Source organism: Flavobacterium sp., from assembly GCF_034111225.1.
In the GTDB taxonomy this organism is placed as follows: domain Bacteria; phylum Bacteroidota; class Bacteroidia; order Flavobacteriales; family Flavobacteriaceae; genus Flavobacterium.
Genome location: NZ_JAWUXR010000006.1, coordinates 84944 through 102220, shown reverse-complemented (window position 1 = coordinate 102220; position 17277 = coordinate 84944). Strand labels below are relative to the sequence as shown.

General features: G+C 30.4%; 16 protein-coding genes. 9 read left to right on the top strand and 7 right to left on the bottom strand.

Annotated features, from left to right (window positions below):
* Positions 1–6 precede the first annotated feature (6 nt).
* Together murA and UXY25_RS02435 are read left to right on the top strand one after the other, a co-directional pair.
* Positions 7–1317 (top strand): UDP-N-acetylglucosamine 1-carboxyvinyltransferase, encoded by a 1311-nt coding sequence (gene murA, locus UXY25_RS02440; RefSeq protein ID WP_320814411.1) that lies wholly within the window; start codon positions 7–9, stop codon positions 1315–1317.
* Positions 1318–1462: 145 nt separating this feature from the next.
* Complete coding sequence (locus UXY25_RS02435; RefSeq protein WP_320814658.1) at positions 1463–2230, top strand: sulfite exporter TauE/SafE family protein; 768 nt, start codon at positions 1463–1465, stop codon at positions 2228–2230.
* Positions 2231–2272: 42 nt separating this feature from the next.
* Here UXY25_RS02435 and UXY25_RS02430 read toward each other — a convergent pair whose 3' ends face one another.
* The 4 genes from UXY25_RS02430 to UXY25_RS02415 form a co-directional block, all read right to left on the bottom strand.
* Positions 2273–2701: a hypothetical protein gene (locus UXY25_RS02430; protein ID WP_320814410.1), complete on the bottom strand. Its 429-nt coding sequence runs from the start codon at positions 2699–2701 to the stop codon at positions 2273–2275.
* A 57-nt stretch (positions 2702–2758) separates the two neighbouring features.
* A complete protein-coding gene (locus UXY25_RS02425) occupies positions 2759–5224 on the bottom strand; it encodes a DUF5686 and carboxypeptidase regulatory-like domain-containing protein (RefSeq protein ID WP_320814409.1) in 2466 nt (821 codons plus the stop codon).
* Positions 5225–5277: 53 nt separating this feature from the next.
* On the bottom strand, positions 5278–5691 hold the full coding sequence (aroQ, locus tag UXY25_RS02420; protein ID WP_320814408.1) for a type II 3-dehydroquinate dehydratase: 414 nt from the start codon (positions 5689–5691) through the stop codon (positions 5278–5280).
* A gap of 72 nt (positions 5692–5763) precedes the next feature.
* Positions 5764–6306, bottom strand: coding sequence for a porin family protein (locus UXY25_RS02415; RefSeq protein ID WP_320814407.1), 543 nt, complete (start codon positions 6304–6306; stop codon positions 5764–5766).
* A gap of 309 nt (positions 6307–6615) precedes the next feature.
* Here UXY25_RS02415 and UXY25_RS02410 point away from each other — a divergent pair, with 309 nt between their 5' ends.
* The 4 genes from UXY25_RS02410 (at position 6616) to xerD (ending at position 9650) form a co-directional block, all read left to right on the top strand.
* Positions 6616–7212: an outer membrane beta-barrel protein gene (locus UXY25_RS02410; protein ID WP_320814406.1), complete on the top strand. Its 597-nt coding sequence runs from the start codon at positions 6616–6618 to the stop codon at positions 7210–7212.
* A 115-nt stretch (positions 7213–7327) separates the two neighbouring features.
* Complete coding sequence (locus UXY25_RS02405) at positions 7328–7894, top strand: porin family protein (protein WP_320814405.1); 567 nt, start codon at positions 7328–7330, stop codon at positions 7892–7894.
* A 160-nt stretch (positions 7895–8054) separates the two neighbouring features.
* A complete protein-coding gene (locus tag UXY25_RS02400) occupies positions 8055–8675 on the top strand; it encodes a porin family protein (RefSeq protein ID WP_320814404.1) in 621 nt (206 codons plus the stop codon).
* 75 nt (positions 8676–8750) lie between these two features.
* The gene (gene xerD, locus UXY25_RS02395) at positions 8751–9650 is read left to right on the top strand and encodes a site-specific tyrosine recombinase XerD (RefSeq protein ID WP_320814403.1); all 900 of its coding nucleotides are present in this window, start codon (positions 8751–8753) and stop codon (positions 9648–9650) included.
* Between the two features lie 102 nt (positions 9651–9752).
* Here the strand turns inward: xerD and rny are convergent, their stop codons facing one another.
* The 3 genes from rny to UXY25_RS02380 form a co-directional block, all read right to left on the bottom strand.
* Positions 9753–11315 (bottom strand): ribonuclease Y, encoded by a 1563-nt coding sequence (gene rny / locus UXY25_RS02390; RefSeq protein ID WP_320814402.1) that lies wholly within the window; start codon positions 11313–11315, stop codon positions 9753–9755.
* A gap of 209 nt (positions 11316–11524) precedes the next feature.
* Entirely contained in the window at positions 11525–11818 is a 294-nt protein-coding gene (locus UXY25_RS02385) for a cell division protein ZapA (protein WP_320814401.1), read from the bottom strand.
* Between the two features lie 5 nt (positions 11819–11823).
* Positions 11824–12114 carry a hypothetical protein gene (locus UXY25_RS02380; RefSeq protein ID WP_320814400.1) on the bottom strand — a complete coding sequence of 97 codons (291 nt, stop codon included), beginning with the start codon at positions 12112–12114 and terminating at the stop codon, positions 11824–11826.
* Between the two features lie 191 nt (positions 12115–12305).
* On the opposite strand from UXY25_RS02380, the gene UXY25_RS02375 reads away from it, so the two are divergent.
* From UXY25_RS02375 to UXY25_RS02365, 3 genes are read left to right on the top strand one after another with little or no spacing between them, the layout of a single operon-like run.
* Positions 12306–13991 carry a M23 family metallopeptidase gene (locus UXY25_RS02375; protein ID WP_320814399.1) on the top strand — a complete coding sequence of 562 codons (1686 nt, stop codon included), beginning with the start codon at positions 12306–12308 and terminating at the stop codon, positions 13989–13991.
* A gap of 10 nt (positions 13992–14001) precedes the next feature.
* A complete protein-coding gene (locus UXY25_RS02370; protein ID WP_320814398.1) occupies positions 14002–16461 on the top strand; it encodes a TonB-dependent receptor in 2460 nt (819 codons plus the stop codon).
* A 49-nt stretch (positions 16462–16510) separates the two neighbouring features.
* Positions 16511–17230: a hypothetical protein gene (locus UXY25_RS02365; protein ID WP_320814397.1), complete on the top strand. Its 720-nt coding sequence runs from the start codon at positions 16511–16513 to the stop codon at positions 17228–17230.
* Positions 17231–17277: the final 47 nt, after the last annotated feature.

The window sequence follows — 17277 nt, the reverse complement described above, 5'->3', positions numbered from 1 at the left end:
TAGTTCATGGGAACATTTCAAATAGAAGGAGGAAAACAATTAAAAGGGGAAATTACACCTCAAGGTGCTAAAAATGAAGCTTTACAGGTTTTGTGTACCGTTTTGTTAACTTCAGAAAAAGTTACAATAAATAATATTCCAGACATTATTGATGTAAATAAACTGATTACTTTATTAGGTAATTTAGGGGTTAAGATTCAAAAAAATGGGCAAGGCTCTTATACTTTTCAAGCTGATGATGTTAATATAAATTATCTTGAAACAGAAGCATTTAAAAAAGAAGGTGGTTCTTTAAGAGGTTCTATCATGATAGTTGGACCTTTATTAGCTCGTTTTGGTAAAGGGTATATTCCAAAACCAGGAGGAGATAAAATTGGACGTAGAAGATTAGATACTCATTTTGAGGGGTTCATCAATTTAGGTGCAAAATTTAGATACAATAGAGAAGACCATTTTTACGGTGTAGAAAACACAGGAAGGCTTAAAGGAGCTTATATGTTATTAGATGAAGCTTCTGTTACAGGAACAGCTAATATCGTTATGGCAGCAGTTTTAGCAGAAGGTTTAACTACTATCTATAATGCAGCTTGTGAGCCTTATTTACAACAACTTTGTGGTATGTTAAACTCTATGGGAGCAAAAATATCGGGAGTAGGATCTAATAAATTAATTATTGAAGGTGTTGAAGAGTTAGGTGGTTGCGAACACAGAATTTTACCTGATATGATTGAAATAGGCTCTTGGATTGGTCTTGCGGCTATGACAAGAAGTGAAATTACAATTAAAAATGTAAGCTGGAATAACTTAGGACAAATACCTAATGTATTTAGAAAACTAGGTATTACTTTAGAAAAAAGAGGAGATGATATTTTTATCCCTGCTCATACTGATGGATACCAAATAAAAACAGATATTGACGGTTCTATTTTAACTGTTTCAGATGCTCCATGGCCAGGTTTTACACCTGATTTATTGAGTATTGTCTTAGTTGTTGCTACACAAGCACAAGGTGAAGTTTTAATTCACCAAAAAATGTTTGAAAGCCGTTTGTTCTTCGTAGATAAGTTAATTGATATGGGAGCAAAAATTATTCTTTGTGATCCACATAGAGCAATTGTTATTGGTCATAATTTCCAATCGCAATTAAAAGCAACAACAATGTCTTCACCAGATATTAGAGCTGGTATTTCATTGCTAATTGCTGCACTTTCTGCTAAAGGAACAAGTACTATTCAAAATATTGAACAAATTGATAGAGGATACGAAAGAATAGGAGAGCGTTTAACTGCTTTAGGGGCAAGTATTGTTCGTGTTTAATCAAATATAATTTTTATATATAAAGCTAAATTCAGTAATGGATTTAGCTTTTTTTATTGCTTAGTTTTGTCCTACTGACGAAGGAAGCATCTCATAATGATATTTTTTGTTTTCTCAAAATAATAGAAACTATGATTAAATGGAAATAGAAACGTATATTTTAGTTTTACTTTGCGTTGCTTCTTTTGTAGCTGGCTTTGTGGATGCTATAGTTGGCGGTGGAGGGTTAATACAAACTCCAGTGGCATTAATTGCATTGCCTAATTTAAGTGTAGCTTCGATTATTGGAACACTTAAAATTCCTGGTTTTAGTGGAACAAGTATTGCATCTATTCAATACCTTAAAAAAGTAAAGGTCGACTGGAAACTATTTGGGGTAATGGCTTTGGTTTCATTTGTATTTGCGTTTATAGGCTCTAGTTTATTAAATGTAATGCAAAACGATTTTATGAAGCCTGTTCTATTTGTTATATTGGTTTTACTTCTTGTTTATACTTACGTAAAAAAAGATTTTGGACAATTTGAAATTAGTTCTTTATCAACTAAACGAAAATATACTTATGCCGTTATTATTTGCATTTTAATAGGTTTTTACGATGGTTTTATTGGTCCTGGAACCGGAAGTTTATTAATCATGGCTTTTGTAGGTATCTTAGGTTTTGATTTTTTACAAGCTTCTACAAATGCTAAATTGGTTAATTTGGCAACCAATATTGGTTCCATTACTTTATTTGTTATAAAAGGAAAAATTGTTTGGGCAATTGCAATTCCTATGGCAGTTTGTAATGCAACAGGTGCTTTTATAGGCGCAAGACTTGCTATTTCAAAAGGAAACGGATTTATACGTGTTTTCTTTTTGGTAATTGTAGCCGTTACTTTACTGCGATTTGGTTATGATGTTTTTATAAAATAAAACCCATTAAGTTTTTAATGGGTCTGTTTAAATTTGTTTAAACTACGATAGCCAATTTTTTTTATCAGCAAATTTAGAATACCACAGTAAGAATAGTGCAAATGCCAATATCATTGCGGGCATTATTGCTGCTCCTGGTCCGTAAATTGCTACGGAATCAATAACAAAAAGGTTGTGGTACATTTGTGCAATAATTCCAATTAAAGAGATTGTAAATAAAATAGTTGCTACTTTTTTTCTTAAAAGTAAAGCCAATGCTCCCAAAAAACCTCCAAATACTGCAATTGCAAAAACGGCAATTACCCATGACGGAGATGAAGTTATCATTGCTAATTGCTCTTCGGTATACATGGCTTTAAAGCTATCGGTCATATAAGCTTGTTGAATGTATTGGTTTACTCCCATAAGATTCCATATAAGTGCAATAACACTTATAATCCAAAAAAATGTACTTGGTTTTGTAGTCGACATAATGTTTGTTTTTCGAATAGTTAGGAACTAAAATACAAAAAAATAATAATTTAACGTTTAAAATTGAATACCAAACATTACGCCATCTCCTAAGTATCCGTTTTGATAAGCTCTTACATAATCGATTCTTAAAAATCTAAATTTTCCAAAACCAATATTGTCAAAACCAACACTGAATTCTTGATACGGTTTTGTGTTTGGAACATTTATTTGATTGAAACTTCCTATTAAGTTCCATTGTAGTTTATTCAATAAAGGAATTTTATTCATAATATATCCTTTAAAATTATGTTCTACATGTGTTTCTATGTAAGAATCGTTAGTTGAATTTGAATAATAGGGAAGTAAATTAAAAGCATTTAAGTAATTACCTCTAAAGTTAACGTGAGTTTGATTTCCATTAAAATGTTTATAATCTATAAATGAAATATTATCAGCGTTAAAGAATTTACCTGCGTTTACTCGTAAGGCAAATTTACCTTTATTCCCTATAGATTTATCATAGTCTACTCTTCCTGAAACAAAATCATAAGTATAATTTGAATTTGTTGCCGAAAACGCTTTCTCGTAATTAAAACTCAAAACAGGGTAATTTTCATTTGGTACGTTTAATTTTCCATCTGGGCGAGAAATGTATTTTTGATCGAATAAAATTCGAGTCCCAACATTAAACTTCATAATGTGATGAGGTGCAAAGGGAATGCTAAACTCATTTGTAGGGTCTAACGGATTATTTGAACTGTAAACATCATCGGACTTTATAAATGTATAATCGGTATTGTTAAGTAAAGCATGACGCTTTTCATATTCTAAACTACTGTTCATGAAAATACCATTGGTAACTTCCATGCCAAAATTTGCCTTCACAAATTCTTTATTATACAATTTCATGAAATTGTTTTTAAACATCAACGTACTCAAAGAATTTATTAATGAAGAAATAGGTTCGTTGTTGTTAATTTGCTCAATGCCGCTTCCGCCAGTAAGAGAAATGTTTGCATAGTTTTTATTATTAAATCGATGATAAAAACGAGCTTTAACTCTCAGTCTATCTTCTGCAAAACCATAATTAAATGTTGATGATATACTTGTAAACTTACCAGTTTCTTCGTTCCATTTTCTAAATGAAAAGCCACTGTCTAAATTCCAACCTTGAACAGTATTGAAACTTAATGATGAAAAATTTAAAAGACCTTGATAATTAAACCTCCAATTTTTAAATGTATTTTTATAGGTGTAGCCTGTAATTATTTTCGGAAGTTTAAATTTATTTCCTTTTGCATCTATAGAATCTAAATAGGTTTGCGATTTTCTAACTATTTGAATACTATCTTTTTTAAAATAACTACTAGTCTCTTCTTCAGTTAAAGGAACTGGTCTAAAGTTGGCCCAATATGCATCTTCTTTTTTATTAGCATTCTCAGCAAAAGAAACAATTTCGTTACCAAATGTTTTCTTCTCAAAAGCATCTTTGAATTTATAATTACTAAAAACATAAGTAAATTTACCGGTAAACTTCATTCCAAAAATTCCAGCATCAAAATCTAACGATTGTATGTTTTTAACCCATAAATTATTGTTTTTATTGAAACTAAAATTTTGAATCAACTTCATTGTTTCTAAAATAGGCTGTTGCATTCTATAACCTTTAAGGTCTAAATCTACTCCGTAAATAGCCCAAGTATCTTCTACTATGTATATGTATCCTTCAAAAACAGGTTCTTTATCTCTTTTTACCGAAACAGCAATTTTATTAATCAACTGATTTTTGTCGTCATAAAAAGTTCCGTCTAGTTTGTATTTGTAATAATTAAACGCATTATCCGCAATAGGCGAAATCATTTTAATGCCAAAATCTACATAGTTATCGTAAAAATCATAATTAGTATTTAAAGCAGTGTTGTAACTAAATCCATTATCATCTCCCGCAACTTTTGAAGCTATGATTTCTTCTTTTAAGTTATCGGGTTTTTCAAATTTTATTTTAGAAACGGTTTCCGATAAATAGATAACACCACTTCTGGTAGAATCTAAACTTCCTTCAAGATCTCCAATTTCTACACCCATAAATTTTTTGGGAATATCTTTTGCTTTGAATATTCCTCTAGAGTAAAAGTCAGCTTCAAACTTATCCGTTTTAGCACTGTTTGTTTTTTTATTTTTAATAGCTTTTTTAATTACTTCGTCAGCTGGGTTTATTCCATTAGTAACTACAACTTCATTTAATGAAAAATTTTCTTCTACTAGCTGAACATCTAATATGTATGGAAATGAATTAATTTCGAGATGTTGTTTTTGGGTTTTATACCCAAGATATTGGAACAATACATTAACTTTATTACTCGTAGTGTAGCTTAATTCATATTTACCCAATTCATTTGTAGTAGTACCTGTATATGTATTCTCTACATATATATTTACAAATGGCAATGGATTTCCTTCTATATCGGTAACGGTTCCTTTTATTTGACCAAAAAGAGTAATAGAAACGATACTAAATAACAAAGTGTAAAAATATTTCATATTATAATGCTGTTGTTTGTTTTAAAGACGAGGTTTAGATTAAAATGGTTGTATTATAAGAAAGCTTCTATTGCTAAATCATAGCTTTTTAATCCAAAACCTATAATAACTCCTTTTGCATTTGGAGAAATATAAGATTGATGTCTGAAAGTTTCTCTTGAAAAGGTATTAGAAATATGTACTTCAATAACTGGAGTTGTAATTGCTTTTATTGCATCTCCAATTCCAATTGATGTATGTGTATATGCTCCAGCATTTAAAATTATACCCTCATATTCAAATCCTACTTCCTGGATTTTAGTAATCAATTCACCTTCTATATTGCTTTGGTAATAACTTAGATTAACATTAGCGTATTTTTGAGTCAATACTTTTATATAGTCATCAAACGAAGTGGAACCATATACTTCAGGTTCTCGTTTGCCTAATAAGTTTAAATTAGGACCATTAATGATTATTATTTTCATTTGAATTGCTTTTGTGTAAAAATAAAAAAAACCATTCGTTTAAGAATGGTTTTTGTAAAAGTTTAAGAAAAATTAAAACATTATACCAAGTGAGACTTGAACAACGCTGTTTTTAGCATCGGCATTTTTAGAGATTTCGGTTAATCCAAGCGAGTAACGTGCTTGCGCAAATAATGTGTCAGTTATTTTTAAACCTATGCCAGCATTAGCGCTAAAATCGAATGTATTGTAATCATTTAAATTAAATTCGTCCTTTTTATTTAACAAGAAAGATGCTTGCGGACCAAGTTCTAATGAAAAGGAATCTGATAAATACACTTTTAACATTACTGGTAAAGAAATGTAGCCTAACTCATTTTTATATTCGTCAATTGCATTTTCATAAGATGCACCTTGTGTAGAATACAATAACTCTGGTTGAATGGAAAAAGATTTTGCAAGGTTAATTTCTGAGACTATTCCTGCATGATAACTTGTAATAGCATCTGTTTGAACATCAGATCCAGTAAAGTTGGCATAATTTAAACCTGCTTTCACACCAAATTTAACAGTTTGTGCATTTGTACCCAGTATTCCTATACCAAGTAGCATAAACGTAAAAATAACCTTTTTCATATATATGTATTGTTTTGAGTTGTAAACGCATTTAAGTTGTTTTTAGTATAAAAATCGACGAAGTGCAATTTTTACCGATTTTCGGAAAATGCTAGTAATCAAATAGTTGTTAACAATTGTTAATAACTATGGTTTTAAAAAACGTTGTTTTGTATAGTGAAATAAGGGTGAGCGTGTTGTTGTAACTCTCTAAACACCAGTAAATAAGAGCTATTTTGTTAATAAGTATGTTGATAAAATGCTTTTTTTTGTTAATTGGTTAAAAAAAATAATATAAATTTGTCCCATAACTTTAAAATTAAACTAAACATGAAAAAAGTATTATTTACAGCAGCAGCATTATTCGCATTTGGATTTGCTAACGCACAAGAAGAAGCAACAACTTCAACAGGAGGTTTTGCACAAGGAGATATGTTTATGTCAGGAGCTGTATCTATTGGTTCTGAAAAAGAAGGAGATGTTAAATCATCTGGATTCGAAATTGAGCCAAAATTTGGTTACTTCGTAACAGAAAACATTGCAATTGGAGGTAAATTAGGTTATACTTCTTATAAAGCAGAAAATGGTAGTTTTGATACTGCTGATATGTCAGGATTAACTGTTGGTGCTTTTGGACGTTACTACATGACTCCAGCTTCTCAGTTCTCTTTATTTGGTGAATTAGGTTTTGATTACACTACATGGGATAACAAATTAGCAGATTATCAAGAAAACGAAATGGGATTAGGATTAGGATTAGGTTTAAGCTATTTCGTATCTTCTAACTTCTCTATCGAAGCTACATGGGCTGGATTAGGGTACACTTCTAATGATAATGGTGGTGGTTCAGGAGTTGATTCAACTAATACTTTTGGATTAGGTGCTGACTTAAGAGCTATTAGCTTTGGAGTGAACTACAAATTCTAATTTGTACACACATAAAATTAAAAATCCCGCTTCGGCGGGATTTTTTTGTTTTTATATATTTTTGCAAGAAATTTAAATTTTATTATATTTGTTTATAAATTAAACTAAACAAAACATGAAAAAAGTATTATTTACTGCTATTGCAGTTTTAGGATTTACATTTGCTAATGCTCAAGAAGGAACAACTTCAACAGGAGGAACTAAATTTGGAGCTAAAGCTGGTTTGAATATGTCAAACCTTACTGGTGATGCAACAACAGATTCAAAAGTTGGATTTTTTGTTGGTGGATTTGCTGAAATTAAACTTTCTGACAAATTTGCAGTTCAACCAGAATTATTATACTCTATGCTAGGTGCAAAAGATGATAATGCTAATTGGGATATGAATTATCTTTTAATTCCAGTTATGGCTAAGTATTTTGTTACTGAGCAATTAAGTTTAGAGGCAGGACCACAAATTGGTTTTTTAATGTCAGCTAAATATGATGGAGTAGATGTTAAAGATGGTTTTTCATCTACTGATTTAGCTTTTAACTTAGGAGCTGGTTATGATGTAACTGAAGCAATTAATGTGTCTTTAAGATATTCATTAGGTATGTCTAATGTATTAGATTCTGATACTTTTGGTGATGCTGATGCAAAAACTTCTAACATTGGTTTAGCAGTTGGTTACAAATTCTAATTTGTACACACATAAAATTAAAAATCCTGCTTCGGCAGGATTTTTTTGTTTAGAATAATTTGTACTAATTATATTTTATATTTTATGATTTATGAGTTTTTTCTTAAGCGCTCTATTGATCTTTTATTTATATTTGCCAAAGTTTTAAAAAATTAAAAAAATGAAGTACTTTTCTTTAATTATTCTGTTTGTTTTTAGCGTTATTTCTGTTAATGCACAGGATGTTGATGCTAAAATGACTGCTAAGCCAAAATTTGGTGCTAAGGCTAGTTTAAACTTGGCTAACATTTTGGGCGATGATGCTGGCGATGCAAATACGTTAGTTGGATATTCAGTTGGTTTTTTTACTGAAATTGCTTTAACGGAAACATTTTCTATTCAACCAGAAATTTTATATTCTGCTCAGGGTTCTAAGAGTCATTTATTTTATGGCGGTTATAATTTTGACGTAACAATGAAGTTAAATTACATCAACGTTCCAGTAATGTTTAAATACAAAGCGGCTGATAAATTTTCATTAGAAGCTGGTCCATACATTGGGTTTTTAACTTCTGCAAAATTAAAATTAAAAAATTCTTCTTTAGGTTCAGAAACTGAAGACATTAAAGATTTAATTAAATCAACTGATTTAGGTTTTGCTTTGGGAATGAATTATGACTTTACCGATTCAATTTTTACAAACATTAGATATTCTGGTGGTTTAGTTGAAATAGGTAATACTGATTCAGACAATAATATTAAAAACTCTAATTTACAAATAGGCTTAGGAATTAGATTTTAAGGTTAAAAAGATATAGGTTTTAAAATCTCGCCTCGGCGGGATTTTTTTGTTTAGAATAATTTGTACTTTTGGATTATGAGTAATTGGCAATCGTATTTAAAAGAATATAAAAATTATCTAAAGTTAGAAAGAGGCTTAGCGGCTAATACTGTTGAAAATTATTCTTTTGATATTGAGAAACTCATTGCTTTTTTAGTTTCAAATAATATTGAGGTTACACCTGTGAATATTTCAGAAGAAATTGTTCAGCAATTTATATATGAATTGTCTTCCAAAGTAAATGCAAGAAGCCAATCTAGGATTATTTCGGGTTTAAAGAGTTTTTTCAATTACTTAATTTTTGAAGATTATAGAGTAGATACTCCAATGGAACTTATAGAAGTACCAAAAACAGGAAGAAAGCTTCCAGATACGCTCTCAACTGCCGAAATAGACTCTTTAATAGCTACTATTGATTTGTCTAAGCCAGAAGGCGAACGAAATAGAGCAATGTTAGAAACGCTTTACAGTTGTGGTTTGCGAGTTTCAGAATTGGTATGTCTTAAAATATCTGATTTATTTTTTGAAGAGGGTTTTATTAAAGTTACCGGAAAAGGTAATAAGCAACGTTTTGTTCCAATAGGCGATAGTACTGAAAAATACATTCTTTTATATAAAGAGCATGTGCGATCTCATCTTCAAATTCAAAAAGGACATGAAGATACTTTGTTTTTAAACAGAAGAGGGAAACAGTTAACAAGAGCTATGATTTTTACAATCATTAAAGATTTAGCTATAAAGATTAGTTTAAACAAAACCATAAGTCCGCATACTTTTAGGCATTCCTTTGCAACGCATTTACTTGAAAATGGTGCCGATTTAAGGTCTATACAATTAATGCTTGGACACGAATCTATTACTACTACAGAAATTTACATGCATTTAGACAGAAAATTTCTTACCGAAGTTATCAATAATTTTCACCCTAGAAAATAGGATTTCAGTTATGAGAAGTTAGATTTCTTAAAGTAGAATTTTTACATAAAAAAAAACGCATTAAAATAAATTAATGCGTTTTTGTATTTATAGTTATTAGTTTTACTTCGCAATATTAACTGCTCTAGTTTCTCTAATTACAGTAATTTTAACTTGACCAGGATAAGTCATTTCTGTTTGAATTTTATGAGAAATGTCGAAAGATAAAGTAGCAGCCATTTCGTCGCTTACTTTTTCACTTTCTACAATTACTCTTAACTCTCTACCTGCTTGAATTGCGTATGCGTTTTTAACTCCTTGGAATCCAAAAGCAACAGATTCTAGATCTTTTAAACGTTGAATATAAGAATCTAATACTTGTCTTCTTGCTCCAGGTCTTGCTCCAGAAATAGCATCACAAACTTGAATAATAGGAGAAATTAAATATTTCATTTCTATTTCATCATGGTGAGCACCAATAGCGTTGCAAACTTCTTCTTTTTCACCATATTTTTCAGCCCATTGCATACCTAATAATGCGTGAGGTAATTCACTTTCTGTATCTGGCACTTTACCAATATCATGTAATAATCCAGCTCTTTTAGCTAACTTAACATTTAAGCCAAGTTCAGCAGCCATAATTCCACAAAGGTTTGAAACTTCTCTTGAGTGTTGTAGTAAATTTTGTCCGTAAGAAGAACGATACTTCATTCTACCTACAATTTTAATTAATTCTGGGTGTAAACCATGAATACCTAAGTCAATAACAGTTCTTTTACCCGTTTCAATAATTTCTTCTTCTATTTGTTTTTGTGTTTTAGCTACAATTTCTTCAATACGTGCTGGATGTATACGTCCATCAGTAACTAATTTATGTAAAGCTAAACGAGCAATTTCTCTTCTTACTGGGTCGAAACAAGATAATATAATTGCTTCTGGAGTATCATCAACAATAATTTCTACACCTGTAGCAGCTTCAATAGCTCTAATGTTTCTTCCTTCTCTACCAATAATTCTACCTTTAACATCGTCAGATTCAATATTGAAAACAGATACACAGTTTTCAACAGCTTCTTCAGTTCCTACTCGTTGAATTGTACTGATAATGATTTTTTTAGCTTCTTGCTGCGCAGTCATTTTAGCTTCTTCCATTGTGTCTTGTATGAAAGACATTGCTTTGGTTTTAGCTTCTGCTTTTAAACTTTCCATCAATTGATTTTTAGCATCTTCAGCAGAAAGACCAGAAATTACTTCTAGTTGTTCAATCTGCCCTTTATGCAATCTATCTAAATCAGTTTGTTTTTTGTCTAAAATTTCAATTTTAGAGTTGTATTCAGTTACTTTTTCGTCAAAATCATCGCTTGCTTTTTTTGCTTTTGCAAGTTCACTAGAAATTTGAGATTCTTTATCGCGCGTTCTTTTTTCAGCTTCAGCCATTTTTTTATCGCGAGATAAAATAACTTGTTCGTGTTCTGTTTTTAATTCTAAGAATTTTTCTTTGGCTTGAAGTATTTTGTCTTTTTTAAGGCCTTCAGCATCTATTTTTGCGTCTTTTAAAATGGAACCGGCTTCTTTTTTAGCGTTTTTAATAAGGTTTGAAACATTGCTTTTTTCTAATGCCTTAGCAACTCCAAATCCTCCAGCAAGTCCTGCTATAATTCCAATTATAATGTATATTAGTGTCATAATTTAGTTAAATAATTTATATAAAAAAAGCCTACATTAGAGTGTTGTATAAACTCGTAAAGGACAAGTTTTGAGCTAACTCGTAGTTCAGGCTTCCTACTTAAAGGCTTGCTATAGTTACGAAGATTCGCTCATTTTAATTTGTTAGTGTTGAGTTTATCAAATTATACTAATGTAGGCAGTATCTTAATGTATATGTAAGAACGTATTTATTTTGAGAGTAACTCGCTCAGTTTTTTATCTAAATTTTCTAATCGAACAATTGATGAAGATTCCACTTCTGTCACTTCAATTTGTTTTTGTTCAACCTGCGAAGCAAATTGTAAAGCGCACATGGCTAATACGTCTTGCTTATCTCTTACAGCATAGCTTTGTTCAAATTGTTTAATCATTTCATCAATTTTTTTAGAAGCACTTCTTAGTCCTTCTTCTTGTGAGCTATCTATTGTTAATGGATATACTCGATCTGCAATTGATAATTTAATTTTTAACTTTTCTTTCATCCTTTTTAATCTGAAAGTTGTGCTATACAATAATCGATTTCGCGAATTAATGAATTTATTTTGAGTTTTGTTTCTCTTTTGTTTTCTTCACTGCCTAATAATGAGTTTGCCATCCTAAGATTCTCAATTTGACTTTTTAAAGCAACTAATTCTTCTGATTGTTGTTCTTGATTTTTCTCAAAAACTACTATTTTTTGCTTCAACTCTTGGTTTTCTATCTCTAACACAACTAACTTTTTGTTGAGCTTGAAAAATTTAACTTCAAGAGAATCAATTAATTCTGATAATCCTTTCATGAATGATAAAATTCATTTCTATTTCTACAAATTTAGCATTAGTATTGAATAATTACAATACTTTTTAATAAAATTTATGTAAAAAAGTGTTTTTTTTATAATAATTTGGTTTATAACTAGTTATGGAAAGGTTTTTGATTGATGTATATTTGTACTATTATTTTTATTATTTTTATCTTTTATTTAAAATTATGAAACTTTTACCTCTTTTATTATTGTCTTTTTCAGTGTATAGTCAAGTTGATTATCCAACTGATTTTATTTCTCCTTTGCCTATAGCGCTTGATGTTTCGGGTTCTTTTGGGGAATTGAGAAGTAATCATTTTCATTCGGGTTTAGATTTAAAGACGAATGGCAAAGAGGGATTAGATGTTTATGCTGTTGCTGATGGTTATGTTTCTAGAATTAAAATATCTTCTTTCGGTTATGGAAAAGCAATTTACATTACTCATCCGAATGGATATACGACTGTTTATGGTCATTTGCAAAATGCAAATGGTGCAATTAATTCTTATATTAAACAAAAACAATATGCTCAAAAATCATTTGAAGTAGAAATGTTTCCTATGCCAAGTGAGCTTCCTGTGAAAAAAGGAGATGTTATTGCTTTTTCAGGTAATTCTGGTGGTAGTGGAGCGCCGCATTTACATTTTGAGTTTAGAGACACAAAATCTGAGAAAATTATTAATCCACTTTATTTCGGATTCAACAAGTTGGCTAACGATACTAGAAAACCAGAAATTCAAGGTGTTATGGTGTATCCAATTGATAGTACTTTGGTTAATAAATCTCAAAATCCTATTGCTGTTTCTTTTAATAAAACAGCTGATGGAAATTATTTGGCCACTAAAGTTATTACTAATGGTAAAATAGGATTTGGTATTAACGCATTTGATTATTGTACAAATCAGTATAATAAAAACGGATTATTTAAAGTAAAAGCCTACTTAAATGGCGTTTCTTATTATGAATATGAATTGGAAAAATTTGCATTTGACGAATCTCGCTTTGTAAATAGTTTAATTGACTACCAACGATATGGAAAACTTCGTCAAAGAGTGCAAAAGTTATTTCAAGAAATTCCATTTCCACTTTCAATAGTTAAGGCAAATAAAACAAACGGAATTATAAATGTTCAGCCAAATGTTACTTATACTTATAGAATCGAATTATATGATTTTCATGGAAATAAAGTGCAGTTAACGATTCCTGTTGAATATGGAAATCAAGAAATAGTTTTTAAGAAATCTGAAAAGAAAACGAAGTATTTCTTAAAATCTAAAAATGAATATAATTATACGAAAGAGAATGTTTCAGTATCTATTCCTGAAAATACATTTTATGAAGATTTTTATATGGATTTTGATGTAAAGGAAGGTGTGTTAAATTTGCATGATGAATCAATTCCAGGATATAAAAACATGACCATTACTTTTTCTGATGTTCAAGGTTTAACTGAAGAGCAATTGAGCAAAACATTCATTGCGGGCGTTGATGGTTATAAATTAGATTATAATAAAACGTATAGAAAAGGAAACACTTTTAAACTATACACACGTGCTCTTGGAACTTATAAATTGTCTCAAGATTATGATGCTCCCCGAATTTATAACGTAAATTTTGTGGAAGGAAAAAATTTAAAAAATCAATCAACTATCAGTGTTTATATTGCCGATAATTTATCAGGTATCGATACTTATAACGCCTATTTAAATGGTGAATGGATTTTAATGGAATATGATTATAAAACAAAAAAACTAATTCATCGTTTAGATGAAAAGAAATATAAAGAAGGTAGAAACGATTTGAAAATTATTGTAACAGATGATATGCAAAATTCTACTACCTTTGAATCTTTCTTTTTTATGAATAATTAAAATAGTGCTCTTGAAAAACATATATCTAGTCCTTTTTATTTCGATTATTTCACTTTCATCATTTGCTCAAACCGCAAGAGTAAAAGGAGTTATTTTAGATGAATTTAATGTTCCTGTTGAAAATGTTTCAGTAAAAGTAGGAGAAAAGGGTACAGTTACTAATAGCAATGGTTTTTATTTGTTAGACGTTCCTTCAAATAAAAAGATTACAATTGTTTTTTCTCATATTTCATTTAAAAATTCAGTAGTTACTTTAGAGTTAAAACCTAACGAGGACTTTGAATTTAATCCTGTAATGAATGCAAATGTTCAAGAAATAGGTGAAGTTACAGTAAGCGGGACAAGTAAAAAAAGAGTAGAAGGCGTTACTACAATTGACCCAGTTATCATTAGAAAAATACCTGGAGCAAATGCCGGAATTGAAAATATCATTAAAACATTACCTGGAGTATATTCAAATAATGAACTAAGTACCTCTTATGCTGTACGTGGTGGAAACTATGATGAGAATTTAGTTTATGTAAATGAAATTGAAGTATATCGCCCGTTTTTAATTCGTTCTGGTCAACAAGAAGGATTGAGTTTTACAAATACCGATATGGTTGAAAATGTTGATTTTTCTGCTGGTGGTTTTCAATCTAAATATGGAGATAAAATGTCTTCTGTATTAGATATTACCTATCGTAATCCTAAAAAATTTGCTGCCGGTATAGAAGCAAGTTTATTGGGAGGAAGTGTTTCGGTTGAAGGGGTAAGTAAAAACCAAAAATGGAGTAATTTAACAGGTATTCGTTACCGAAACAATGCTCTTTTGGTAAACAGTCAAGAAACGGAAACCAACTACAAACCTTCGTTTGCAGATATTCAAACAATGTTCAATTATACTGCTTCTACAAAGTGGCAGTTCAGTTTTTTAGGTAATATTTCTCAAAATAAATACAATTATCAACCATTTACAAGACAGACGAATTTTGGCACAATTGACGAACCAATCGCTTTGTTGGTCTTTTATGAAGGTCAAGAAAAAGACGAATACACTACTTATTTTGGAGCGTTTAAGTCGGTTTATCAATATAACGATAAAAATAAAATTAAGTTTATTGCTTCTGCTTACCATACCCAAGAGCAAGAATATTACGATATTTTAGCACAATATAGATTAGGTGAAGTAGATTCAAATATTGGTTCTGAAACCTTTGGAGATGTTGTGTTTACAAGAGGAATTGGTTCACAATTAAACCATGGTCGAAATAACTTAGATGCTTTGATTTTTAATGCAGAAACTAAAGGCTTCCATGAATTGGACAAAAAAAACCAAATAGAATGGGGCTTTAAATATACTCGTGAGGATATAAAAGATAGAGTGGTAGAATGGGAAGTTATCGATTCTGCTGGTTTTTCACTACCCAATCCTTTGTTAGGTTATATTAATAACCAACCGTATAATCCTTATTACGGACCTTTAGCTCCTTATCAAAATGTAAGAGCTACAAATTTCACAACAATCAATCGTTTTTCGGGTTTTGCCCAATGGAATTATAGAGGTAAAATTGGAGCTCATGAATATTGGGTAAATGCGGGTGTAAGAGGCCATTCATGGCAAGTTTCAAGTCAAGATGAAACGGGAAAAAATAAATTTGTGTTTTCGCCAAGGTTTCAATTTGCTTTCAAGCCCAAGTGGGAAAAAGACATGTTGTTCAGGCTTTCTGGAGGTATGTATGCCCAGCCTCCTTTTTACAGAGAGTTAAGAGATTATGATGGAGTAGTGCAAACTAATGTTGATGCTCAAAAATCTATTCACATCGTTTTGAGTAACGATTATAGTTTTAAAATGTGGGGTAGACCTTTTAAATTAATATCTGAAGCGTATTATAAAAACATTACCGATGCAAATACTTATACAATCGACAATGTTCGTATTCGTTACAGAGCAAATAATGATGCAGTTGCTTATGCTTATGGTTTTGATGCTCGTTTAAATGGTGAATTTGTTCCCGGAACAGAATCTTGGTTTAGTGTTGGTTTTCTAAAAACGGAAGAAAATCAAGATGGTAAGGGGTATATCGCAAGACCAACAGATCAAAGATTAAAATTTGGATTACTTTTCCAAGATTATATGCCTAATATTCCTAATGTAAAATTATATTTAAACTTAGTCTATAATACGGGTTTACCTGGTGGTTCGCCTTCTTATGCTGATCCTTATGCGTATCAATTGCGTTTAAATGACTACAGAAGAGCAGACGCAGGATTTTCATATGTGTTTAAAGATCAAAGTTTAATGTCGTCTAAAAGATGGTTAAATCCTTTCAATGAGTTTTCTATAGGATTAGAAATATTTAACCTATTCAATAACCAAAATTCAATTACGAATACTTGGGTTAGAGATGTTTATACTAAAACACAATACGGTATTCCTAATTATATGACAACTCGTGTTTTTAATGTTAAGTTAATTGCAAAATTATAATTACACTTTACCTTATAAATTCTTATATTTGAATATAAAATTAATGCATATGAATTCCCTACCAAAATATATACTTTTAGCTTTTGTAGTTTCTTTAGTTTCTTGTAAAAAAGCAGCAACTCCAAAGGTAATTTATGATGAATCAAAGTCATCAAGTTCAAATGCAACTAAAATAGATACGAGTTCTATTAAAATTGCCGATTTACCAATACTTATGGAAGGAACAAAATATTTGATTCACCCTGTTGGAGATATTAGAGTGTATGACAATTTTTCAAAAGTATACGGTTCTAGCAAAACAAGTCAAGGTAGTTACGCTATTTCAAATTACAACCGTTTTGAAATTACAGGATATTTTGATAATTTAAAATTCCAACATTTAGATTCTACTAATGTAGTTGCCTTAACCGATATGAAAGTGCAAATTCAAACAGCTACTTTTTTAAATACGATTGCAGAAAAATCAAAGGCGAAAATATTAGTATATACGCTTGTCGATTCAGATACGAATAAAGATGGAAAAATTGATCAAAACGACATAAAGTCTTTATATATAAGTAACATTAATGGAACAGGTTTTACTAAGTTATCATTAGATCTTCAAGAATTAATCGATTGGAATATTATTGAAGCGCAAAATCGTTTATATTTTAGATGTATTGAAGACATTAATAAAAACGGTGCATTCGATAAAAAAGATAAAGTGCATTACCATTTTGTAAATCTTCTAGCCGAAGAGTGGAAAGTGGAAGAGTATATGCCGATTTAGAAGCTACACTTTTTTTGCCATTCTGATGATGGAAGAATCTCACAAGA